Here is an 18,659-nt window from a genome sequence, read left to right on the forward strand (position 1 = left end):
TTTTCCTTTTTAATTGTGTCATTTATTCAGTAATATCCAAATTGGCTGTGATTTCATAATAATCTGATGGGTGTGCGGTAAATCCGGTCACTCCTTTTTTCATTACAAAGGACATTTTTAAATTTGATGCATAAATATAAGCGTTATCATCAACCACTTGCTGGGCAATCTGCACTGCTAAATCACTGCGTTTATTGGTATCAAATTCATTGCGCAATTGTTCAACCAGTTGTTCTACTTTATCATTATGATAAAAACCCCGATTGTAGTCAGAACCATCCACAACGTGGGTAGTGAAATAGTACTGTGGATCTCCTGTTGGGGCTGTTACAAAGGCATTGGCAAAGACATCATAATCTCCGGCTTTAAGAAAGTCCTTATAGCTATCTGTGGCATTAACCCGTACATCCATTCCGGCTTCTTTATAAGATGCCTGAACTGATTCGGCCAATAATGGCAGCTCCTGTCTCGATGTATAGGTTAACCAATTAATTGATAAATCTTTGCCATCTTTTTCCCGGATACCATCTCCATTTGAATCAACCCAGCCGGCTGCTTCAAGCACTGCTTTGGCTCCTTCGATATCATAGGCTGCTGCTTTTACCGCATCTCCCCCGAATGAGAAGTTCTCCGGAAAAGGACCTTCTGCGGGGACGCCATTGCCCTGGAGCAATACGGTTGTAAATCCTTCTTTGTTCATACTCATAGCCATGGCTTTACGAACTGCATCATCCTGGATAACTGCTGATTTGTAATTCAGAGCCGCCTGATAAACCCGGGAGGTATTTGTGGAACTAACGGTGTAATCCCCATTATCCTGAAATAATTCCAGACTTGCATAGGGTAGTCCCTGGGTAGCATCGATTTCTCCGCTTTGCATTGCCATAGTAAGAGTATCTCCGTCGGTGATACTCTTAACGTTAACCTTGGCAACCTTGGGTGTTCCGCCCCAGTAATCAGTATTTGCTTCCAGATTAATTTCAGTATCGGTTACGGTTTTTGCAACATAAGGACCAGTTCCAACCACATTTTTATCAGTAGTTACGCCTGCTTCCATGTCAATAATTGCACCGTAAGGATCGCATAAATAATTGACCAACACCGGTGACTTTATTGCCGATGTAATGGTAATACTCTGTCCATCAGCAGTGATGGTTTTGATCTGTAAATCCTTAGGCGCCCGATCATGAACGGCAATTAAATTTTCCAAACAAGCTTTAACAGCATCCCCGGTCATTTTCTTGCCATTAGAAAAATTAACATCATCTCTCAGGTTAATTTTAACGGTGTACTCATCAACCTGCTCAAAATCCGTTGCCAACCATGGTTCTAATTCCATGGCTTCATTAAATTTAAACAGGGTTTCGCCAACACCATAACGAACCGTTGACCAGCCGCTGTAAGCTTCATGGGGATTTAGTCCCACATTCGAATTGGCCACCCCATAAGCCACGGTACCGTAATTAAATACTTTTTCAGCAGTGCTTTCACTGGCTGTGGAACTGCCGCAGCCTGATAAAAGCCCAACGGTCATGGCAATTGTTAAAACAAGTGCCAATGCTTTACTTTTCTTTTTCATTCTTTTCTCCTTATTTAATCTTTTTTTGTTTTGGGATCCAATACGTCTCGTACGGTATCCCCTAGCAAGTTAAATAACATCACTGATATAAAAATAGCACAACCTGGTGCTAGAATGACCCAAGGGGCGGTTTGAAGCATACTTCGCCCATCACTCATCATCGAACCCCATTCGGCGATGGGAGGCATGGCTCCCAGTCCTAAAAATGACAAACCGGCAAGCTCCATCATCATGGTGCCAATATCAAGGGTTGCGGTTACCAAAATCGGACCGATAATATTCGGAGTAATATGTTTGAAAATAATTTTAATGGGTTTTGAGCCGCTTAGTTGGGCGGCCGAAATATAGGGCATGGTTTTAATCGATAATACCTGGCTTCTGGCCAGCCTGGCAAATTTTGGCCAGGAGATACAGGCCAGTGCCACTACTGCATTCATAATGCCACCGCCTAAAATGCCGGCCACGGCGATGGCAAATACCATCCCCGGAAACGCCAGAAAGACGTCTGAGATTCTCATAATCCATGAATCTATTTTTCCTCCGGTATAGCCGCAAAATACCCCTACCACGGTTCCCAATATCGAAACAATGGCAACTAATAGTAGTGCCGAAAAAATTGTGGATTGTGCCCCCATAATCACCCGGGACAACAAATCCCGTCCATAACGGTCGGTCCCCAGTAAATGCTCGGAATTGGGTGCTGTCAAAGCATTCAATAAGTCCTGTTGATAGGGATCATAGGGCACCAGGTAGGATGCAAAGGCAGCGATTAATAGTAAGATGGCCACCAGAATTGAAAAAATATAGAATTTTTTCATGGTGTAATCAACGCGAATTTTTTGGCTGCGAATGGTTATAGCTTTTATTGTCTCCATTCTTTAACCCTCCTGTTCCAAACGGATTCTTGGATCAAGGTAATGGTACAGAATATCGGTGATTAGATTAACCATCACGTAAATCAGGGCCATCCAGATAACATAGGCCTGAATCATGGGATAATCCCTCATCATAATGGCATCGACTGCCAGCTTACCCACACCATCCCACATAAAAATGGATTCCACAATGGCGGTACCGCCCAACAGCGATCCGATGGATAATGCCAGCAAAGTTACAATGGCCAGCATCGATGACTTTAAAACACTGGCATACAGAATACTGGACTCTTTAACCCCTCTGGCTTTTGCCCCCATTACATAATCTTTATTTAATTCTTCCAATATGGTTGCCCGGACCTGCCTGGTATATTTTGCGGCCATAGCAATGGCAAGGGTCAGTGTCGGCAAGACAATACTTTTCCACCCTTCGCTGTTTCCCATAACCGGAAATAGCTTTAAATTCAAGGCAAAAACATAAATCAGCAATAACGATACAAAAAAACCGGGCAGAGAATTCCCCATAAAACTCATCACCCGAATGATATAATCCCAGATTCCATTCTGTTTGACCGCTGCCAGTATTCCAAAGGGAATGGAAATCATGATCGTTAATAATATCGAGGTCAGGGTTAAATAAATAGTTGCCGGTAATTTCGAAATGAATGTTTCAAATACGGGTTTCCCGGAAATATAGGATGTTCCCATATCACCGGTTGCAACACCGCCCAACCAAGTTGTATATTGAACGATAAAAGGTTGGTCCAAACCCAGCTCCGCCCGTTTTTCTGCTTTAACTTCTTCCGATACTCCACCACCGGCATTGTCATAAAGTGCATCTACCGCATCCCCTACCGCCGATTGCATTAGTGCAAAGGACAATAAAGTGATCCCCAAAATAATGGGGATCAGTTGCAGCAGGCGTTTTCCGATGTATTTTCGCATATTGTGTGTATAACCTCTCTTGCATATTCATAAACATGTTTTCCTTTTGTCGTAATCAGAATGCCTCTGCTTTTTCTTTTGAAAAGGTCAAATGTTATTTTTAAGTAATTTCATTTTTGATATTGAAAGCTTTATTAAACAAAAAAGTCATGAACGAAATAACGGTTTGCAAACCGTTATCAACCCTCATGACTTTGTGTTTTTAAATAGCTTTTATCGAATTATTTCTCACCAAAAATCATAAACATTGGGGTAGAGGCATAGTTGCTTTGTTCTTCCTTGTTCCAGACAAGCTGACCAATATCCTGTTCGATCATAACTTTTTTAAAGCCAGTATTGATAAGAACCGCAGCATCCCATTGGGGGCGCATGGTTCGGCTTAAAGGAAGGTTTTTGGCGATTTCTTCCATCGCTGTAGTATTCGTGTGAACATAGTGATCCTTGACGCCATTTTTTTCAGAATTCATGCGATCCTGTTCATATTCTGATCGCTTTTCCTTATCAAAAAGATGCAGATACCAATTGGCGTCAAAATTCAAAATTCTGCCTCCGGGAGCAAGTACCCGGTGCCATTCCTTGTATGCCTGGTCCGGTTTTTCCAAATTCCAGGTCAGGTTCCGGGTAATTATAAGATCGAAGGTATGATCTTCAAAATCCAGGCACTGTGCATCCATTCGGATGAATTTAATGGTATTTTTATAAGATCCGGCATTTTTCTTAGCCTGGTGAAGCATGGCATCGGTGTAATCCACTGCGGTAACATCATACCCACAGGTCGCCATGGTGATGGCAAAAAATCCTGGACCCGTCCCAATATCTAAAACCTTCAGCTTTCTTCCAATCACAGCTGGTTTATATTGATTAATCAAATTTTTCCATACATCCATTTTATAACTGTTAAGTTCTTCCACATTGACCTCAGAATAACCTTCTGAGCGACCATCCCAATAATTTTCTACTTTATGAAGAATATTTTCCATTTGAGTACCTTTTCCTTTATTATTAATACAAAAAAAGCCATGAAGAAACGAACCGGTTTACAAACCGCAACAAGCCTTCATGACTTTGTATATACAAGTATTTAATTAATGTAATTCTCTCATAATTGATTCTTAGTGTCAACTAAAATTTGGAATCTTTGAATTTTTTCGTATCATGATACAGATTTCTTCTCCATTCATGTCTGAAAGCATCATATCCAATACAATAAGCGAAATATTTTCACTTTCGAATATTTAAATGCCTGGTTGCCATTTTCCGCAAAAAGACAGTAAGGCTTCCATGAAGTCAAGTTATGGTCAACCGACTACTTCATAACCTTCTTCTTCGATTGCTAGCTTAAAATTCTCTAAATTTGCCTTGACGGGTTCATACTCTATCGTGACAGTTTTTTGAGCCAAATCAACATTCACACCAGTAACCCCTACCAGTTCACCAACCGCTTTTTTTATGGTCTTCTCACAGTGCGAACAGGACATTCCTTCCACATTCAATGTTATTTTTTCCATTTTTCACCTCTTTGTATTTATTTGTGCGATTATTTTCAGCTTAAATACTTTTTCTTATTATACCCATTTTATTTTACTTGACGACAGACTTAATAATATTGTTTCTTAATGTTCTTTAATTCTTTCTTAAAACATTTGACAAACAACGGTTAATGCTGTATTATAGTTTATAGATTACAGTGTATTTATTGATTTCACATATTTTTGAAAGTCATTTTTACAGCTAGATGATTTTCAAAAATATGTGTTTTGGTTTTTGCATCAAGATTAATTTATAGAAAATAGGAGGTACCAAAAATGAATACTGGTACAGTTAAATGGTTTAACGAGGAAAAAGGTTTTGGTTTTATTTCGATTGATGGTGGCGAAGATGTATTTGTACATTTCTCTGCAATTGTTGCTGATGGCCGCAAAAACCTTGTAGAAGGACAACGTGTTACTTTTGACACAGAAAAAACTGATCGTGGCTTACAAGCTACTAACGTTTTTATTGCATAGTTCCTTAAGATTTTTCAAAAAAGCCCGTATTTAATATACGGGCTTTTTTTATGCATTTTGATAATTTATTTTTAGTTAAGCTTTAATTAAGTTCAAAAGTATAGAATTAAAAAAAATACAATTATAGTAGGAGGTAAAAATGAAATTAAGCGCAAGAAATCAATTCAAAGGCAAAATTGTCAATATTAATGAAGGTGCAGTAAATGCCGTAGTTACAATCGATATTGGCGGTGGAAATGTAGTTACCTCAATTATTACTATTGGGTCTGTTAAAGATCTTGGCCTTGTTGTCGGTGGCGAAGCTACTGCTGTTATTAAATCTTCCTCTGTTATGGTTATGGTTGACTAATTCTTAGTAAAACATTGATCAAGCAAAAATGCTCCCGATGGATTACCCATCGGAAGCATTTTTGCTTGATCGTATCAGTTTTACCATGAGCACTTCCTGTATCTATTCCAATTAAAGGGCCGTAAAACCATATTTTACAAAAACTGCTTTTGCGGCATCACTGCTTAAAAAATCATTGAAACTTTTAGCGGCTTCAGAATTTTTGCTTGCCTTAATCACAGCGGTAGGGTAAATAATCGGCTTATGAGAATCTGCCGGAGCGGTTGCAACGACTTTTACCGCATCAGATACTTTTGCATCTGTTGAATAAACAACACCTACATCCACATTTCCCGTTTCAACCCAGGTTAAAACTTCCTTAACATCTTTACCATATACTATTTTATCGGTAATTTGATCCATCACATTATAAAAAGTAAACACGTCCACAGCATATTGGCCTGCGGGAACGGTTGTCGGCTCGCCTATGCCAATTTTTGCTATGGTAGGATCAACCACCTGGGAAAAATCTGTGATTGTTGCAGTTGAATCCTTTGGTACAATCAGCACAACTTCATTACCCAATAAATTTTTCAGAGTAGTGTTATCCAGTAACTCGGCATCTTTTAAAGTCGTCATATCTTTTGTTGATGCAGACACAAACACATCAACCTCGGCACCTTGTTGTATTTGCTGGGAAAGCGATCCCGATGAACCAAAGTTAATGGCTAAGGTCGTATTTGGCTCCTCTTTTAAATATAGCGCCTGAATTTCTGCCATGGCATCTTTTAAACTTGCTGCCGCCGAAATGGTCAATGTTACCGGTTCCGCTTTTGCAGTTGTCTCTTCTTTTGCCTGGCACCCGGTCATAGCAAAAGCAATTGCGAACAGCACCAATAGAATAATTCCTTTTTTAAATAGCTTCATTTTTTCTCCTCTTTCATTTCTTTTTGTTCTGTTTTATCATGTTTATAAATGATTTATTGTTTTTCATTATACATAATGCTATAATGAAAGTCAAATTTAATTAATCCTTGTTTATCAAAAAAACATTGTCAGGTTATGAATTTATAAGCATTCACCCATTACACTTTCAGACCTGAACTACTATTTTTTAAATATTTAAGTAAATTAGCAAAGAAGGTAAATAAAATGAACGAAGATATTTTATACACTCCAGAGGAAATTGGTAAAAAACTTAAGATCACCAAAAACACGGTTTATGAAATGATTAAACGCGGAGATCTTGATGCTCACCGCCTGGGTAAACATCTCCGTATTTCGGAGGCTCAATTTGAAACCTATTTATTGACGTCCAAAGGTTCTGAAAACAGCTATCAAGCTGTCATATCTCATGAAGATGGGGAAACAATTGCATTGATTGGAGATGTTGCAATCCATGTCAATACCGAATTGGAGGGTGATGTTAAGTTTTATATCCGGCCGGAAGATATTATTTTAAGCACAGAAACCTTTGTCAGCAGTGCCAGAAATAATTACAAAGGGGTTGTCACGCAAATAATCCTGGAAGACTCCAGCGCAAAAGTTGTTTTGGACATCGGCATTCCCATAACAGCACTGATCACCAAAAAATCTTTAGATGAGATGAACATTAAAAAAGGAACCCCGCTTTATGTGGTTTTTAAAACAATGTCTGTAAAAGTGTACAAATAAAGGACTGTTTTCAATTTTTTTGAAAACAGTCCTGAAAATAAAATAATATTTACTATGATAAATATTATTTTATTTTAAATATCGATAACATATATCTCGGCCTGGTTCAGCTTCGTCAAAACGGACTTTTCAAAATCCAACCCTTCCAGACTGTTGCGTATCACTGCTATTACCCCTGCATGGGCTACGATGATGATATCTTCTTCTTCATTTTCATCAAGGATCCTGTTCAGTTTTTTCATTACCCGATAACGCAGATCATAATAATTTTCTGAGTCCTGGTCAATCTTATACGCCAAGAGATCTTCTCCTCGCTGTTCATACGCCTTTGGAAACCGTTTCTTGACTTCACTGATAAACAGCCCATCCCAAGAGCCAAGATTCATTTCCCTAAATTCAGGTATCAGAACGACATTTATCGCCTTAATGTCTGGATTGAGTTCTTTTACAATAATTTCAGCGGTTTGTCTCGCCCGTTTTAGATCACTGGCGTATATTATTGTTGCCTGAGGCTTAAGCTGAAGCAATCTTTTGCCAGCATTTTCCGCCTCAAAAATCCCCTGGTTACTCAATTCAACATCAGTTTGTCCCAGAAATATTTTTTCCCGATGTCTTTGGGGTTGACCATGCCGAATTAGCAGTAATCGTCTCTTTTTTCCTGGTTGAGTCTCTATATCTGGGGATTCCCATAGCTCTTTCATGGTTTTACCGGAAAGGCTATTAATAAAAACCATAAGTTCATTGGCTTTTTGAAATCTTTCGTTAATTTTTTCCAATGCAACGGTATCCCCTTCAAATTTCCTGAGTATGGGAATCATTCGATCCTCCAAACCTATAAAAACATCCCCTTTAAACATTTTATCAGCCAAACACAGGACATCCAGTTCGGTGATTGGCAGCACCGGTCCTTCTTTTGTGTAAAACATATGATTTTCAATTAAGCCTGCGGTTTTATACCAGCCATTTTGCTTTGCAATCAGTGCACCGGCAAGCCAGTGTTTTGGCTGATCGCGGACAATGTCATGCAGAAGGCCGGCACTCTGAATAAGTTTTTTATCCAATTTAAAATCATGTTGGTTAAGCACTTCTGCAATTTTCACTGCTAAGCCTGCAACAGCCCTGCAATGACTCTGGACAGCAATGGGTGTATTGTATTTGTCCAGTGTTTTTATACAAAGTGCTGCTTCAGGGATTTGTGCTTTATCGTAATATGCAACCAGTTCTTTATAATCTTCTGGTGTGTCCATATCCATAACCACGGCTTCACATTCAGTTTCTGCTTTAATCATCCGGTCTTCATGACTTCTCGTAATTGCTTTCAGCCCTCCCTCACCATTGCTTTTTAAGATAAATTCAGCCATGCTCATGGGAAAAAGCGGTGGATGACCCTTTTTTCCATTGAAACAGGGGACTAAAAAGGAATCCGCATTTTCATGATAAATCTCTATCAAATCCAATAATACTTTTGAAGTTATTAATGGATAATCCACCGGCAGCAAAAAAAAGGCATCGGTGTCAAAATCCAGTGCTGCAACCCCAGTTTGAACCGAAGTAAACATGCCATCCTTATAACGCTTATTATAGGCTTCACTTACATGTTCTTCTTTTAGAATCAGTTGCAATTGATCTGCGTTATGTCCTGTTACTACAATAATATTTTCAATACCCGCAAGTTTTGCTGTTCGGATGATCAATGAAATTGTTGGGATCCCGTCAAATGGAAGAAGCGCTTTATACTCTCCCATTCGTGACGATAAACCGGCAGCAAGAATAATTGCGGCAACTTTTTTTTCTTTCATAGACTTTCTTTAACTTGAATTATTTCAGCAGCGATGCTGATCGCAATTTCCTCGGGTGTTTCTGCGGCGATCCTTAACCCAATCGGAGCATGGACTTTTTCTAAGTCTGTTTCCGAAAAGCCATCCGCCAGTAGCTGTTTATAGATCGTTGCCTTTTTCTTTCGACTTCCAATCATACCGATGTAAGCAGATTTTTGACTAAGAGCCTGTTTTAACACATCATAATCTCCACTGTGACCCCGAGTGACAATAATAATGTAACTGTCGGAATCGGTTTGAACATCTCTAAAGGCTGTTTGGAAGTTGTCGAGAATAACGATTTTATCCACATCTGGAAATCGATCCCGGTTTGCAAATTCCGGTCTATCATCCAGTATCACTGTTGAAAAATCGATATAATTCAAGATTTTTGCCACTTCTTTTCCAACATGTCCTGCTCCGAAAATATAGGCCGTTGCCTCGCTTTCGAGTTCGTCTTCAAAATTTTGAGGATTTAAGTGATCAACATAGTCGATACTGACTTTGGCATCTCCGCCACAACGCATATCAATTCCTTGTCGGTCTGCAGGAGTTAGACTGAAATCATGGCTTCCAGATTTTTTTGTTGTGAATGTTTCCCGACAAAGATCTTCAACAATGGCTTCAAGCTTGCCCCCGCCTACTGTGCCATAAGGTTTTCCTTCACGGGTCATGATCAACCACGCCCCTTTTTTCCTTGGGGCGGAACCCACCGTATCAATGACTTTGGCCACCACAAAATCTTCTCCTGCTTCGATGAGATCTCTGCCAATTCTAATGATTTCTTTCATCTTGTTTCTCCTTCTTTCATATATTGCTAGGTTAGTGAAACTCATCAGCATCGAACAATTATTGTTTATCTTCATTTTTAATAAACAATTTTGTAACATGCAAACGAACTGTTCATCGAACTTCCAAGGTTAAGCAAAAATTTTCATCGATGTAGACAGCAAAACTTACCGCAGTGTAGAAATTGCGCCCTCATCCACCATAACGTTCTGCATCACCGTCTTTTATTTGCTGTTTGGTCGGTGCAAAATGTTATAAGCACAAAACGGGATTAGTTTATTGCCTTTGACCGCAACCTGTACCCGACATTTCTGAAGGCGTTCCAAATCCAGGTTCCAGGCATCCTGAAAGGCCATGGCGGTAATACTGAAGCCATGGGAATTTATTTTTGCCAGCAAGCGATCCCATGATGAATAATCATAGTCTTTGCTCACCTTCTCAGCGATGCGCTGAAATTTATAGGTCCATTTCTTGGCAATGTAATTCCGGGCTCTCTCGATGGAATCTTCATTATACCCACAACCGCATTTGTTAGGATCTGAATCCAGGGAAATCAGACCGCCATCCTCCATAATGAGGAAATTCCCATGAAAGGAACACACGGGATGTCCGGTCTGTAAGGGAACAAACTGATTTGTCTTCAGTTTATCCTCAGACTGAATTACAAGCTTCCCAATGAGCTGCGGAATCGTGATCCGGTCAGTATCCAATGGCTGGTGCGGGAATCGCCCAAAATAACTCACCGGCTGAAAATGAATCCCCCGGACAAAAGGAAGTCGCTTAATCCCATATCTGAGAATATCTCCCAGATTGTGATCATTTACCCCGGGCACCACCGTAACCACCAATACCGTTCCCAATTCTGCCGCTGCACAGTTTTCTATGGCTTTTTCTTTTAACTCCAGCAGCGGCTTCCCTCTTATGTTCTCATAGATGGCTTCTTCGGTGCCATCAAACTGCAGAAATACCGATGAAAGTCCGGCTTCATGTAATTTCCTTGCATAGGCCGGATCTGTTGCCAGCCGCCTGCCATTGGTATTGAGTTGAATATATGGAAATCCCATTTCTTTTCCCATTCTGATGATCTCCGGCAAATCCTCCCGCATGGTTGGCTCCCCGCCGGAAAGCTGAATGTTAAACGACCGGCCGGTATTTCTGGCCAATAAGGACGCATACATTTCTCTGATTTCCCCAAGGGAAAGATCTTCGCTTTTTCCTTTGGAAGAGTGCGCCGATGCAAAACAATAGTTGCAATTCTGATCGCAATTCTGGGTAATTTCAATGAGAACACAACAGGCCTGCTGCTGGTGACTTTCACAGAGACCGCAGTCATGGGGACAGTTATGATTGCTTTTCGTATCAAAAACAGCAGGAATTGTATTGACAGCTTCCGTTGTCCAATTCTGCCATTCTAAACACTCTTCCGAATTGATGTCGTTTTTACTATTCTGTTGATAACCTCCGCCGCCTTGCGTTGAGGCATCCCATAGCAAGGCTTCAAATTTTCCATGCAAATCACATTCTTTGTGCAAATAAATTTTATTTCCCTTTTGTATTCGCAGCGCCGAAATTGTTTTGTGACAAACCGGACAAATACTTTTTGTTTTTTCATTCATTCTTTTCTGTCTCCTGTTCTATTTCTGCTATCCAGAAGATTGCGTTTTCTGATGGCTTTAATATCAGGTTCTTTATAACCTTGCTGCTTTATTATTATTTTCAGTTTGTCTGATATAACCAAACTTTTTAGGAATGATGCCGCTATTTTTAATTGAATCTTTGCTATGCTGTTCTTTAGAGCGTCCTTTGTGTTAATGGAAATGATTAAACATTCTTTCTCTTTGGGTTCCAATGTCAATAACCCATCCTCCGCTGAAGTAAGCTCCGCATCAAAGTCCAAAATGTCTTCAACCGAAAATACAAGGTCTTCAAGCATCGGCATGGTCAGGATCAGTCCGCTTTCAAGGGTTACACAAGCTGTCAGTCTGTGGCGGACACAATCCATTGTTTTAAGCAGCGTGCCACAACTGCAGGGTGACGTCAAAAACCGGCTTATATCCCCGGTGCGATAGCGTATCAGGGGCATACCGGTTCGTGTCAGTGTCGAGAAAACCACTTCTCCGAATTCGCCATCCGGGACTGGTCTTCCTGTTTCAGGATCAATGATTTCAAAAAAAAGATCAGCTTCTCGGAGATGGTATCCTTTTAATGCCTTGCAAAAAACTCCGCCGCCCAGGCCCATTTCAGTCATACCGTAATGCTCGTAAACCTCGCAGCCCCAGCTTTCATGAATCGTCTGGCTAATGGCTGGGGAGACATAGTCGGTACTAAGAAGAACGAATTTTAGGCTTTTGGCTAATTTGACAGTTTCAGAGCGATCTGACCCTGCCAATGCAAAAATTTGCTGAGGGATGCCCACAATGCCATTGATTTGCTTATTACAGATGATATCTATAACCGCTTCTCTGTCATCAACAATGCCATAAACTATAGCTTCCACGCCCATTCGGGCAAGTCCGATCTGTAATAGGTCGCCAATGCTGCCGGGGGTTTTGCCAGGCAAAAGCACCAGAACTTTATCTCCGGGTTCTGTGAAAGTAGCCATGCCATGATGGAAAAAATCAATAGTCAGTTCCTGGTCTGCTCGGGTGTAAAAAATCCTTTTAGGCGCTCCTGTGGTACCGGATGTATCCAATGTGACAATCCGCTGAATGTCTCCCTGTTTCACACAGATCATCCGATTGCCATGATTTCTGATATCTGACGCATTAATAAAAGGCAGCTTGCTTATGGATTCCAAGGTTCTGCAGTCTTTTGGATCAATATCATGCAGCAAAGACCTATAAAAAGCACTGTTATTTTTGGCGTAATCAAGGGTTCGTTGAAATGCTTCAAGCTGATAAGCTTCCAGACTTTCCCTTGATAAATCAAGGGCATTTCGCCCAATTTTATTTCCGATCCACTTTTCCAGAGGCGTTTTTTCGATGTAATTCATATGGAGTTTCCAGCCGCCCTATTCGTCTCTGGTTCCAAATTCATAACCGTTTTCCGTTAGAATCTCCTGGATTTTAAGGTAGCTTTGGGTTAATAGGTCCCCGCACTTGACCATATAGCTCTGATCACTGTTGGCATCCGTAAATTTGGTAACGCCAATAAGATCAACGCAATCCGTACTGCCAAAACCGTCTTCAAACCATTCCATAAATTCTCGAATCATTGAAGAATAACCATCTTTTGAGTATTCTCGAAGTGTTCCTTTCCCTGCATAAAGTCCCAGGATTCCAATCCCCCCGATTAACACGCCACAGGTTTTTTGATCATTTCCAATGCCATTGCACAATCCGTTGACGGCTCTTATTAAATCAGGATTTTCTTTTTCTTCCTCTTCAAGAGCCATTTTCAACATAATTTGTGTACAACAATATCCTGCCATTGATAATTGTAATATTCGATATGCTGTTTCATCCATTAGATTCGTTTCCTTTCTTTGCAATTAAAATAAAGTATCCTGGCTTGCAGGCTTTTAAGATTTCCTGAAACTGACAGCCATTCACACAATCACTATTTTCAGTTGTCTTTCTCCAGAAAACGTTCATTGACCCATATGAAAAGATAATCTTTACCATCAATGCTTTCAGAAGATCGCTGCAATCCTCAAAGAGCATAATTTCAAACCCACGGGCTACTAACTTTTCTTTTAAGCAGTCAATATCATGTAACCCTCTCATGCAACTGTTAAATGAAAAGTCTTCAAGAGCTTTAATCCCATTTGAATTTTTGGCGTATACATCCGTAATAATAAATGTTCCGCTATCTTTCAATACTTTAAGAACTTGATTTATGGTTTTATTAATATCATCCATTAAAGATAAGGTACACTCTGCCAAAACACAATTAAAACTTTTTTCTTCAAAGGGCAGGTAGTCTCCGGTTCCCAGAATGAAATCCAAAGACTTGAATTGTTTTCGTCCCATATCCAACAATTTTTTAGAAGGATCGATGCCAACGCCTTTGATTCCATGATTTTCATAGAGGTATCCAATGGTTGCCCCCATGCCGCAGCCTAAATCAAGAACCGTATCACCTTTTGAAATTCCACAAAATTGCACTGCCTTTTCGGTTAGGGAGAAGCCGCCAGGCCGCAGCGTCTGCCCGGTGACCTCCCGCATTGAAGGACTTTCATAGGCATTACAGAAACTCACTATTTATCCTCCAACCCTTTTTCGACTTCCAGCATTTTACCAAGTGCTAAATCCTCGTCGATAAAAACGAAATTACACACTGGACATTTCATCAATTCGACTTCAAAGCTTCCGCCCAAATATGTAACTTTAACCTTCTGGAGTTCCAACTTACTATTGCATTTTCCGCACACCCATGGTGTGTTTTTTTCGTTTTCACTATTCATTATGGTTCCTCCACTACTTCCATTCGGTGGCTGTATACACTGTTCACGATAACATCTTTTCCATTTTCTTCATATCTTACCCAATAGGTTACGTTCTCATGTCTTAATTTTGCCAGATAATTTTTAGTTTCCGGATTAAAAAAGTATTCGTCGTTTTTTCGGGCATGATCAATTACTTTTTCAACATCTTCAAATAAAATATACCGGTCTTGCATTAGTTTCTGAGCGTCATCAGGAATAATTAAACTAAAATCAAGTTCATTAGTTGTATCCATGGTCTGTTTTTCACCCCATATTTCACTGAGTAAATCAATCTTGAGCTGGGCCCGGTTATGATGTCGTTCAGAAAAGCTTGGCGTTTTCTGAAGCCCGGCACTGGTAAGATCTTTTGCATAAATCAGATCCAGGATATGATAGGTTTTCTTCCCCCCTTCAACAAATAAGTCTTTACACATGGCGCAATAAACCAGCATGTCTTCGGTACTTTCGCTGATCCGATCCTGTACAAAATCGTTTGATTGGTCCCGGTTGGCATAATACACCAAACCGCCATAACCGCAGCATTTCGTCTTTTCTTTTGAATACCCAAATTCTTTGATTTCATAGCCCAGTGATTTTGTAATATTTCGGATACTTTCGTGAATTTTGGGATTATTCCGTGTGGCGCAGGCATCGTGAAGATTCAATACCCCTCTGTCCGGGGTTATCTTTGTTTCTGGCAAACCATATTTATCAAATATTTCCCATAGCGAAATGGTGTTAATCTCCGGACAATATTTTTCAAAGATACTGGCGCAGCTTGAACAGGCCAGGATAAAGGTGGGTTCTTCCATTTCTTTCCACACATCTTTGATTTTTCCAATGTTTTCCTGCATCAGGTCCTGTCTGCCGGCCCAATCAGCAGGGGCTCCGCAGCATCCCAGATACATACCAACATCGCCGTCAATTTTTGTTTCTTTCATGGTTCCGACTAAATATTTATAGATCTCTCCAATATATTCAGAATGGGATGCGGAAAGCTGACATCCCGGATAAAACAAATACCCTGTTTTTCCGGTGCCTTTATAAAGCCCCTGGGCATATTTGGAATAGGATATCACTGGATAATAAAATAAGTCCTTTGATTGTTCTTTACTGGGCTGCTTCCTGACCATTGAAAAACGGTCACTGTTACTGAATTGCATATCCTTTAACGCAAAATCATGGGCCGATACCGGCATCTTTCCTTTTTCCACCATACTTTCCCGGGTCTCATGAATGACATCTTTCATGCTGATATCTAAAAAGCACCGTTCCTTGCAAAGACCGCACTCGGTACAGGAATTGATCATGGTATTGGCATAATGGGTTCCGAGAATAATCCGCTCACTCTGATTAATCTGTCTGATATATGCATCCGGAGAAATATTAAACCGCTGCATATGGCTGCAGGTCGTAATGCAATCTTCGCACACACATTTCAAGCATCTTTTTGCTTCCGCAATGCCTTCTGCTTCAGTATAATAATCGCCTTGTTTATTAATCTTTTCGACCCGGAGAACATTGTCGGTTTTATAATTTAAAGGTGTTTCAAAACGACCTTCCCGCTCCCTGGAAGCCATTATGGATACCTTGCTGACATATCGGTCAATGGATATAGCGGCTCTTCTGCCTGAGCTTACTGATCCAATAACAGAAGTGCCTTCGCCTGCAAGTTTACCTCCTGCAAATACATTAGATTCGCCCACCATAAATGATTCGCGGTTGATCTCGAGTTTTTCTTCCCAGTCGCCGGTACCAATGAAAATAGCATCATAATCGCCTTCCAAAGTTTCCAGACGACTCTGATCAATGGCTGTATTAAGGGTTACCGAAATTTTCTGTCTTTCAAATATTTGCAGTTCTTCTTCTATTTCTTCCTTTTTTAGCGTGTCACTTTCATACTCCCAGAGTCTCCCCCCCAATCGATTCGACTTTTCATAGACGCTGACCATATACCCTTTTTTATCGAGATCAACAGCGGCTGTGATGCCGCTTAATCCGCCGCCGATAATAGCGACTTTTCCTTTGTTTTTGGGCAGCGGCAAGGTTTTTTTCGGTGCGGTATAACCCTGATTGATCACAAGTTTTTCAAGCTCTGATACTTGAATGCTTCCGCCTGCGTCTTTTCGCACACAAACCGTCTCACAGGGATGGTCGCAGATCTTGCCAATGAGTTTTGCAAAAGGGATTCTTTTTTCCATTAGCTTATACGCTTTTTTAAAATCACCCTTTTCTATTTCGTTAATAAACGCAATGACATCCAAATGAACGGGACATGTTGCATTACATACGGGTGGTTCTGGATGAATACATAAATCTCCAACTTCTAATAACTTATCTAAATCCATTCCTTTTGCCTCCTATATAAAACAGGAATTGGGAGCTTTGTTCGATTGCCTCAAATAAGCTTTTTCCCAACTCCTGTTTTTGACATTTGTTTAATATTAAATTTTTATTTTATTGCATTTAATCCTTCTAAAACTTTTGCAGGATAAGCCGGCAAATGTTTGATGCGAACGCCACAGGCGTTGAAAATAGCATTGGCGATGGCCGCATGTGGTGCGGACAATGGCATTTCTCCAGAACCGGCCGCACCGTATGGTCCCAGTGGCCGTGGTGTTTCCTGGTGAATCAGGATTATTTCATCGGGCACATCTCTGATTTGAGGAATACCGCAACCGGTTAAGGTTGTGTGTTTTTTCAAATCTTCAAAATCTTCGCTTAAGGCCAAACCGATTCCCTGGGTCAGACCGCCATAGAGCTGTCCTTCAAGAACTAATTTATTTGTTATTGTTCCGCAATCGGATACCAGGGTGAGCTTATCAACATGGGTCTTACCAGTGGTTGTATCAACAGCTACCTCGGCTAAAAGTACCCCGTACATATAAACTGGGAAGGGATTACCCTGACTTGTTTCAACACCTGGTGCCGTACAGGGGGCTGTCCATTTACCTTCGTAACGCAATGGCAGATTTTCGGCAACCATTTCGTCATAGGTTCGGTAGCTTCCGTCAGCCTTTTTCAGGGCGGTCAGTAAATTTTCACAGCCAACCTTAATGGCGTTCCCGGTCATTACATTAGATCGGCTCCCACCGGCAGGTCCGCTGTTGGGGGTTAACTGCATGTCATTCATAACCAGTTTAATTTCTTCGGGTTTGATTCCCAGCGGACGCAGGGTTTCATATGCAAATGTGAGTGTCCCCATATCAGCCCCTTGACCATGATCTTCCCAGGAATCCCCAACGGTAACGCCTTCTGGGGTGAGTTCTACCCATATTTCTGAAGAATCCGGGCCATCAAGGCCGCATCCATAAATATTCAATGAAACACCCACGCCGTATTTGGTGTTGCCGCCCTCTTTGTTTTTCGCTTCTGCTTTGGCTTTGGCGGCCTTATAAATTGGTCTTAAAGTATCAATGGCCTGTGGCAAAGCAATGACATCCGGCGGGCAGCCATTGGGTGTCGTATCCCCTTCACGATAAACATTGGCATAGCGGAGTTCCAATGGATCTTTTCCCATTTGTACGGCCAGCATATCAATTAGGGTTTCAGAGGCAAACAGACTTTGCGGTGATCCATAACCTCTAAAGGCAGATCCCCAGGCATGGTTGGTGGCAACGGTTCGACCTTCGCCGCGAATGTTAGGGATATTGTAGCCGGCGCCAATAAACTGTGTACCACGGGTGGTTACCAGATCACCAAATTCACAATAGGGACCATGGTCCACGGACCAATCAGATTCCATTGCTTGAAGAATCCCATTTTCATCGGCGCCGAATTTGACATTCATGAAAAATGGTGAACGTTTTCCGGTATAGGTAATCTGTTGGTACATATTAAACTCTAAAAATACAGGTCGTTTAGAAACCATTGCGGCAACACCAAGTAAAGCTTCATTGGTTGGGCTGAACTTATAACCGAAGGTTGCGCCGGTGGGATTCTGAACAATGAAATATTTGGTGGGATCTACACCAATAGCTTCGGCGGTCATTAACTGATGGAAATGAAGGGCAATACTCTTGGAATGAACCATTAAATTATCATCGTCATCAAAGTAAGCAAACCCAACGTCTGGTTCCAGCGGTAAATGGGGCTGCCTGCCCACATAAAAATCATCTTCAATAACATTTGGCAAACTTGTCATTAGCGGTTTGGTTTCATCACCTTTAACAATATTGGTTTGAAAATAAATGTTCGGTGTACCGGGATGGATTTCAATG

At 40.8% G+C, this 18,659-nt stretch carries 18 protein-coding genes; 3 read left to right on the forward strand and 15 right to left on the reverse strand.

Annotated elements, in window-relative coordinates; all coding sequences use genetic code 11:
* Positions 1-22 precede the first annotated feature (22 nt).
* From AKG39_RS01590 to AKG39_RS01610, 5 genes are all read right to left on the reverse strand, one after another.
* Positions 23-1,579, reverse strand: a complete 1,557-nt coding sequence (locus AKG39_RS01590) for an ABC transporter substrate-binding protein (RefSeq protein ID WP_050738606.1) — start codon at positions 1,577-1,579, stop codon at positions 23-25.
* A 14-nt stretch (positions 1,580-1,593) separates the two neighbouring features.
* A complete protein-coding gene (gene nikC, locus AKG39_RS01595; RefSeq protein ID WP_050738607.1) occupies positions 1,594-2,454 on the reverse strand; it encodes a nickel transporter permease in 861 nt (286 codons plus the stop codon).
* A 3-nt stretch (positions 2,455-2,457) separates the two neighbouring features.
* A complete protein-coding gene (gene nikB / locus AKG39_RS01600) occupies positions 2,458-3,399 on the reverse strand; it encodes a nickel ABC transporter permease (protein ID WP_050738608.1) in 942 nt (313 codons plus the stop codon).
* A gap of 221 nt (positions 3,400-3,620) precedes the next feature.
* The gene (locus AKG39_RS01605) at positions 3,621-4,379 is read right to left on the reverse strand and encodes a class I SAM-dependent methyltransferase (protein WP_050738609.1); all 759 of its coding nucleotides are present in this window, start codon (positions 4,377-4,379) and stop codon (positions 3,621-3,623) included.
* A gap of 318 nt (positions 4,380-4,697) precedes the next feature.
* Positions 4,698-4,907: a copper ion binding protein gene (locus tag AKG39_RS01610; protein ID WP_050738610.1), complete on the reverse strand. Its 210-nt coding sequence runs from the start codon at positions 4,905-4,907 to the stop codon at positions 4,698-4,700.
* Between the two features lie 297 nt (positions 4,908-5,204).
* Between AKG39_RS01610 and AKG39_RS01615 the strand changes: the two genes are divergently transcribed.
* Complete coding sequence (locus tag AKG39_RS01615; RefSeq protein WP_050738611.1) at positions 5,205-5,405, forward strand: cold-shock protein; 201 nt, start codon at positions 5,205-5,207, stop codon at positions 5,403-5,405.
* Positions 5,406-5,544: 139 nt separating this feature from the next.
* Positions 5,545-5,754: a TOBE domain-containing protein gene (locus AKG39_RS01620; protein ID WP_050738612.1), complete on the forward strand. Its 210-nt coding sequence runs from the start codon at positions 5,545-5,547 to the stop codon at positions 5,752-5,754.
* A 111-nt stretch (positions 5,755-5,865) separates the two neighbouring features.
* Here the strand turns inward: AKG39_RS01620 and modA are convergent, their stop codons facing one another.
* On the reverse strand, positions 5,866-6,660 hold the full coding sequence (modA, locus tag AKG39_RS01625; RefSeq protein ID WP_050738613.1) for a molybdate ABC transporter substrate-binding protein: 795 nt from the start codon (positions 6,658-6,660) through the stop codon (positions 5,866-5,868).
* A 225-nt stretch (positions 6,661-6,885) separates the two neighbouring features.
* Here modA and AKG39_RS01630 point away from each other — a divergent pair, with 225 nt between their 5' ends.
* Positions 6,886-7,407, forward strand: a complete 522-nt coding sequence (locus AKG39_RS01630) for a helix-turn-helix domain-containing protein (RefSeq protein ID WP_050738614.1) — start codon at positions 6,886-6,888, stop codon at positions 7,405-7,407.
* Positions 7,408-7,481: 74 nt separating this feature from the next.
* On the opposite strand, the gene AKG39_RS01635 is transcribed toward AKG39_RS01630, so the two are convergent.
* The 9 genes from AKG39_RS01635 to AKG39_RS01675 form a co-directional block, all read right to left on the reverse strand.
* On the reverse strand, positions 7,482-9,206 hold the full coding sequence (locus AKG39_RS01635) for a DVU_1551 family NTP transferase (RefSeq protein WP_050738615.1): 1,725 nt from the start codon (positions 9,204-9,206) through the stop codon (positions 7,482-7,484).
* On the reverse strand, positions 9,203-10,015 hold the full coding sequence (locus AKG39_RS01640) for an XdhC family protein (RefSeq protein ID WP_050738616.1): 813 nt from the start codon (positions 10,013-10,015) through the stop codon (positions 9,203-9,205). The genes AKG39_RS01635 and AKG39_RS01640 overlap by 4 nt, the downstream gene beginning before the upstream one ends.
* Positions 10,016-10,237: 222 nt before the next feature.
* The gene (trsS, locus tag AKG39_RS01645) at positions 10,238-11,629 is read right to left on the reverse strand and encodes a radical SAM (seleno)protein TrsS (protein WP_050738617.1); all 1,392 of its coding nucleotides are present in this window, start codon (positions 11,627-11,629) and stop codon (positions 10,238-10,240) included.
* Positions 11,626-13,005 carry a DVU_1553 family AMP-dependent CoA ligase gene (locus AKG39_RS01650; RefSeq protein ID WP_050738618.1) on the reverse strand — a complete coding sequence of 460 codons (1,380 nt, stop codon included), beginning with the start codon at positions 13,003-13,005 and terminating at the stop codon, positions 11,626-11,628. The genes trsS and AKG39_RS01650 overlap by 4 nt, the downstream gene beginning before the upstream one ends.
* Positions 13,006-13,023: 18 nt before the next feature.
* A complete protein-coding gene (locus AKG39_RS01655) occupies positions 13,024-13,479 on the reverse strand; it encodes a DVU_1555 family C-GCAxxG-C-C protein (protein WP_050738619.1) in 456 nt (151 codons plus the stop codon).
* Positions 13,472-14,212: a DVU_1556 family methyltransferase gene (trsM, locus tag AKG39_RS01660; protein ID WP_115028127.1), complete on the reverse strand. Its 741-nt coding sequence runs from the start codon at positions 14,210-14,212 to the stop codon at positions 13,472-13,474. The genes AKG39_RS01655 and trsM overlap by 8 nt, the downstream gene beginning before the upstream one ends.
* Positions 14,212-14,418: a DVU_1557 family redox protein gene (locus tag AKG39_RS01665; protein ID WP_050738620.1), complete on the reverse strand. Its 207-nt coding sequence runs from the start codon at positions 14,416-14,418 to the stop codon at positions 14,212-14,214. Before AKG39_RS01665 ends, trsM begins: the two co-directional genes overlap by 1 nt.
* Complete coding sequence (locus AKG39_RS01670) at positions 14,418-16,787, reverse strand: pyridine nucleotide-disulfide oxidoreductase/dicluster-binding protein (RefSeq protein ID WP_050738621.1); 2,370 nt, start codon at positions 16,785-16,787, stop codon at positions 14,418-14,420. Before AKG39_RS01670 ends, AKG39_RS01665 begins: the two co-directional genes overlap by 1 nt.
* A gap of 104 nt (positions 16,788-16,891) precedes the next feature.
* Positions 16,892-18,659 (reverse strand): xanthine dehydrogenase family protein molybdopterin-binding subunit (locus tag AKG39_RS01675; protein ID WP_152912162.1); only part of this gene is annotated, 1,768 nt, incomplete at its 5' end.

It is taken from the genome of Acetobacterium bakii (assembly GCF_001263355.1).
Lineage (GTDB): Bacteria > Bacillota > Clostridia > Eubacteriales > Eubacteriaceae > Acetobacterium > Acetobacterium bakii.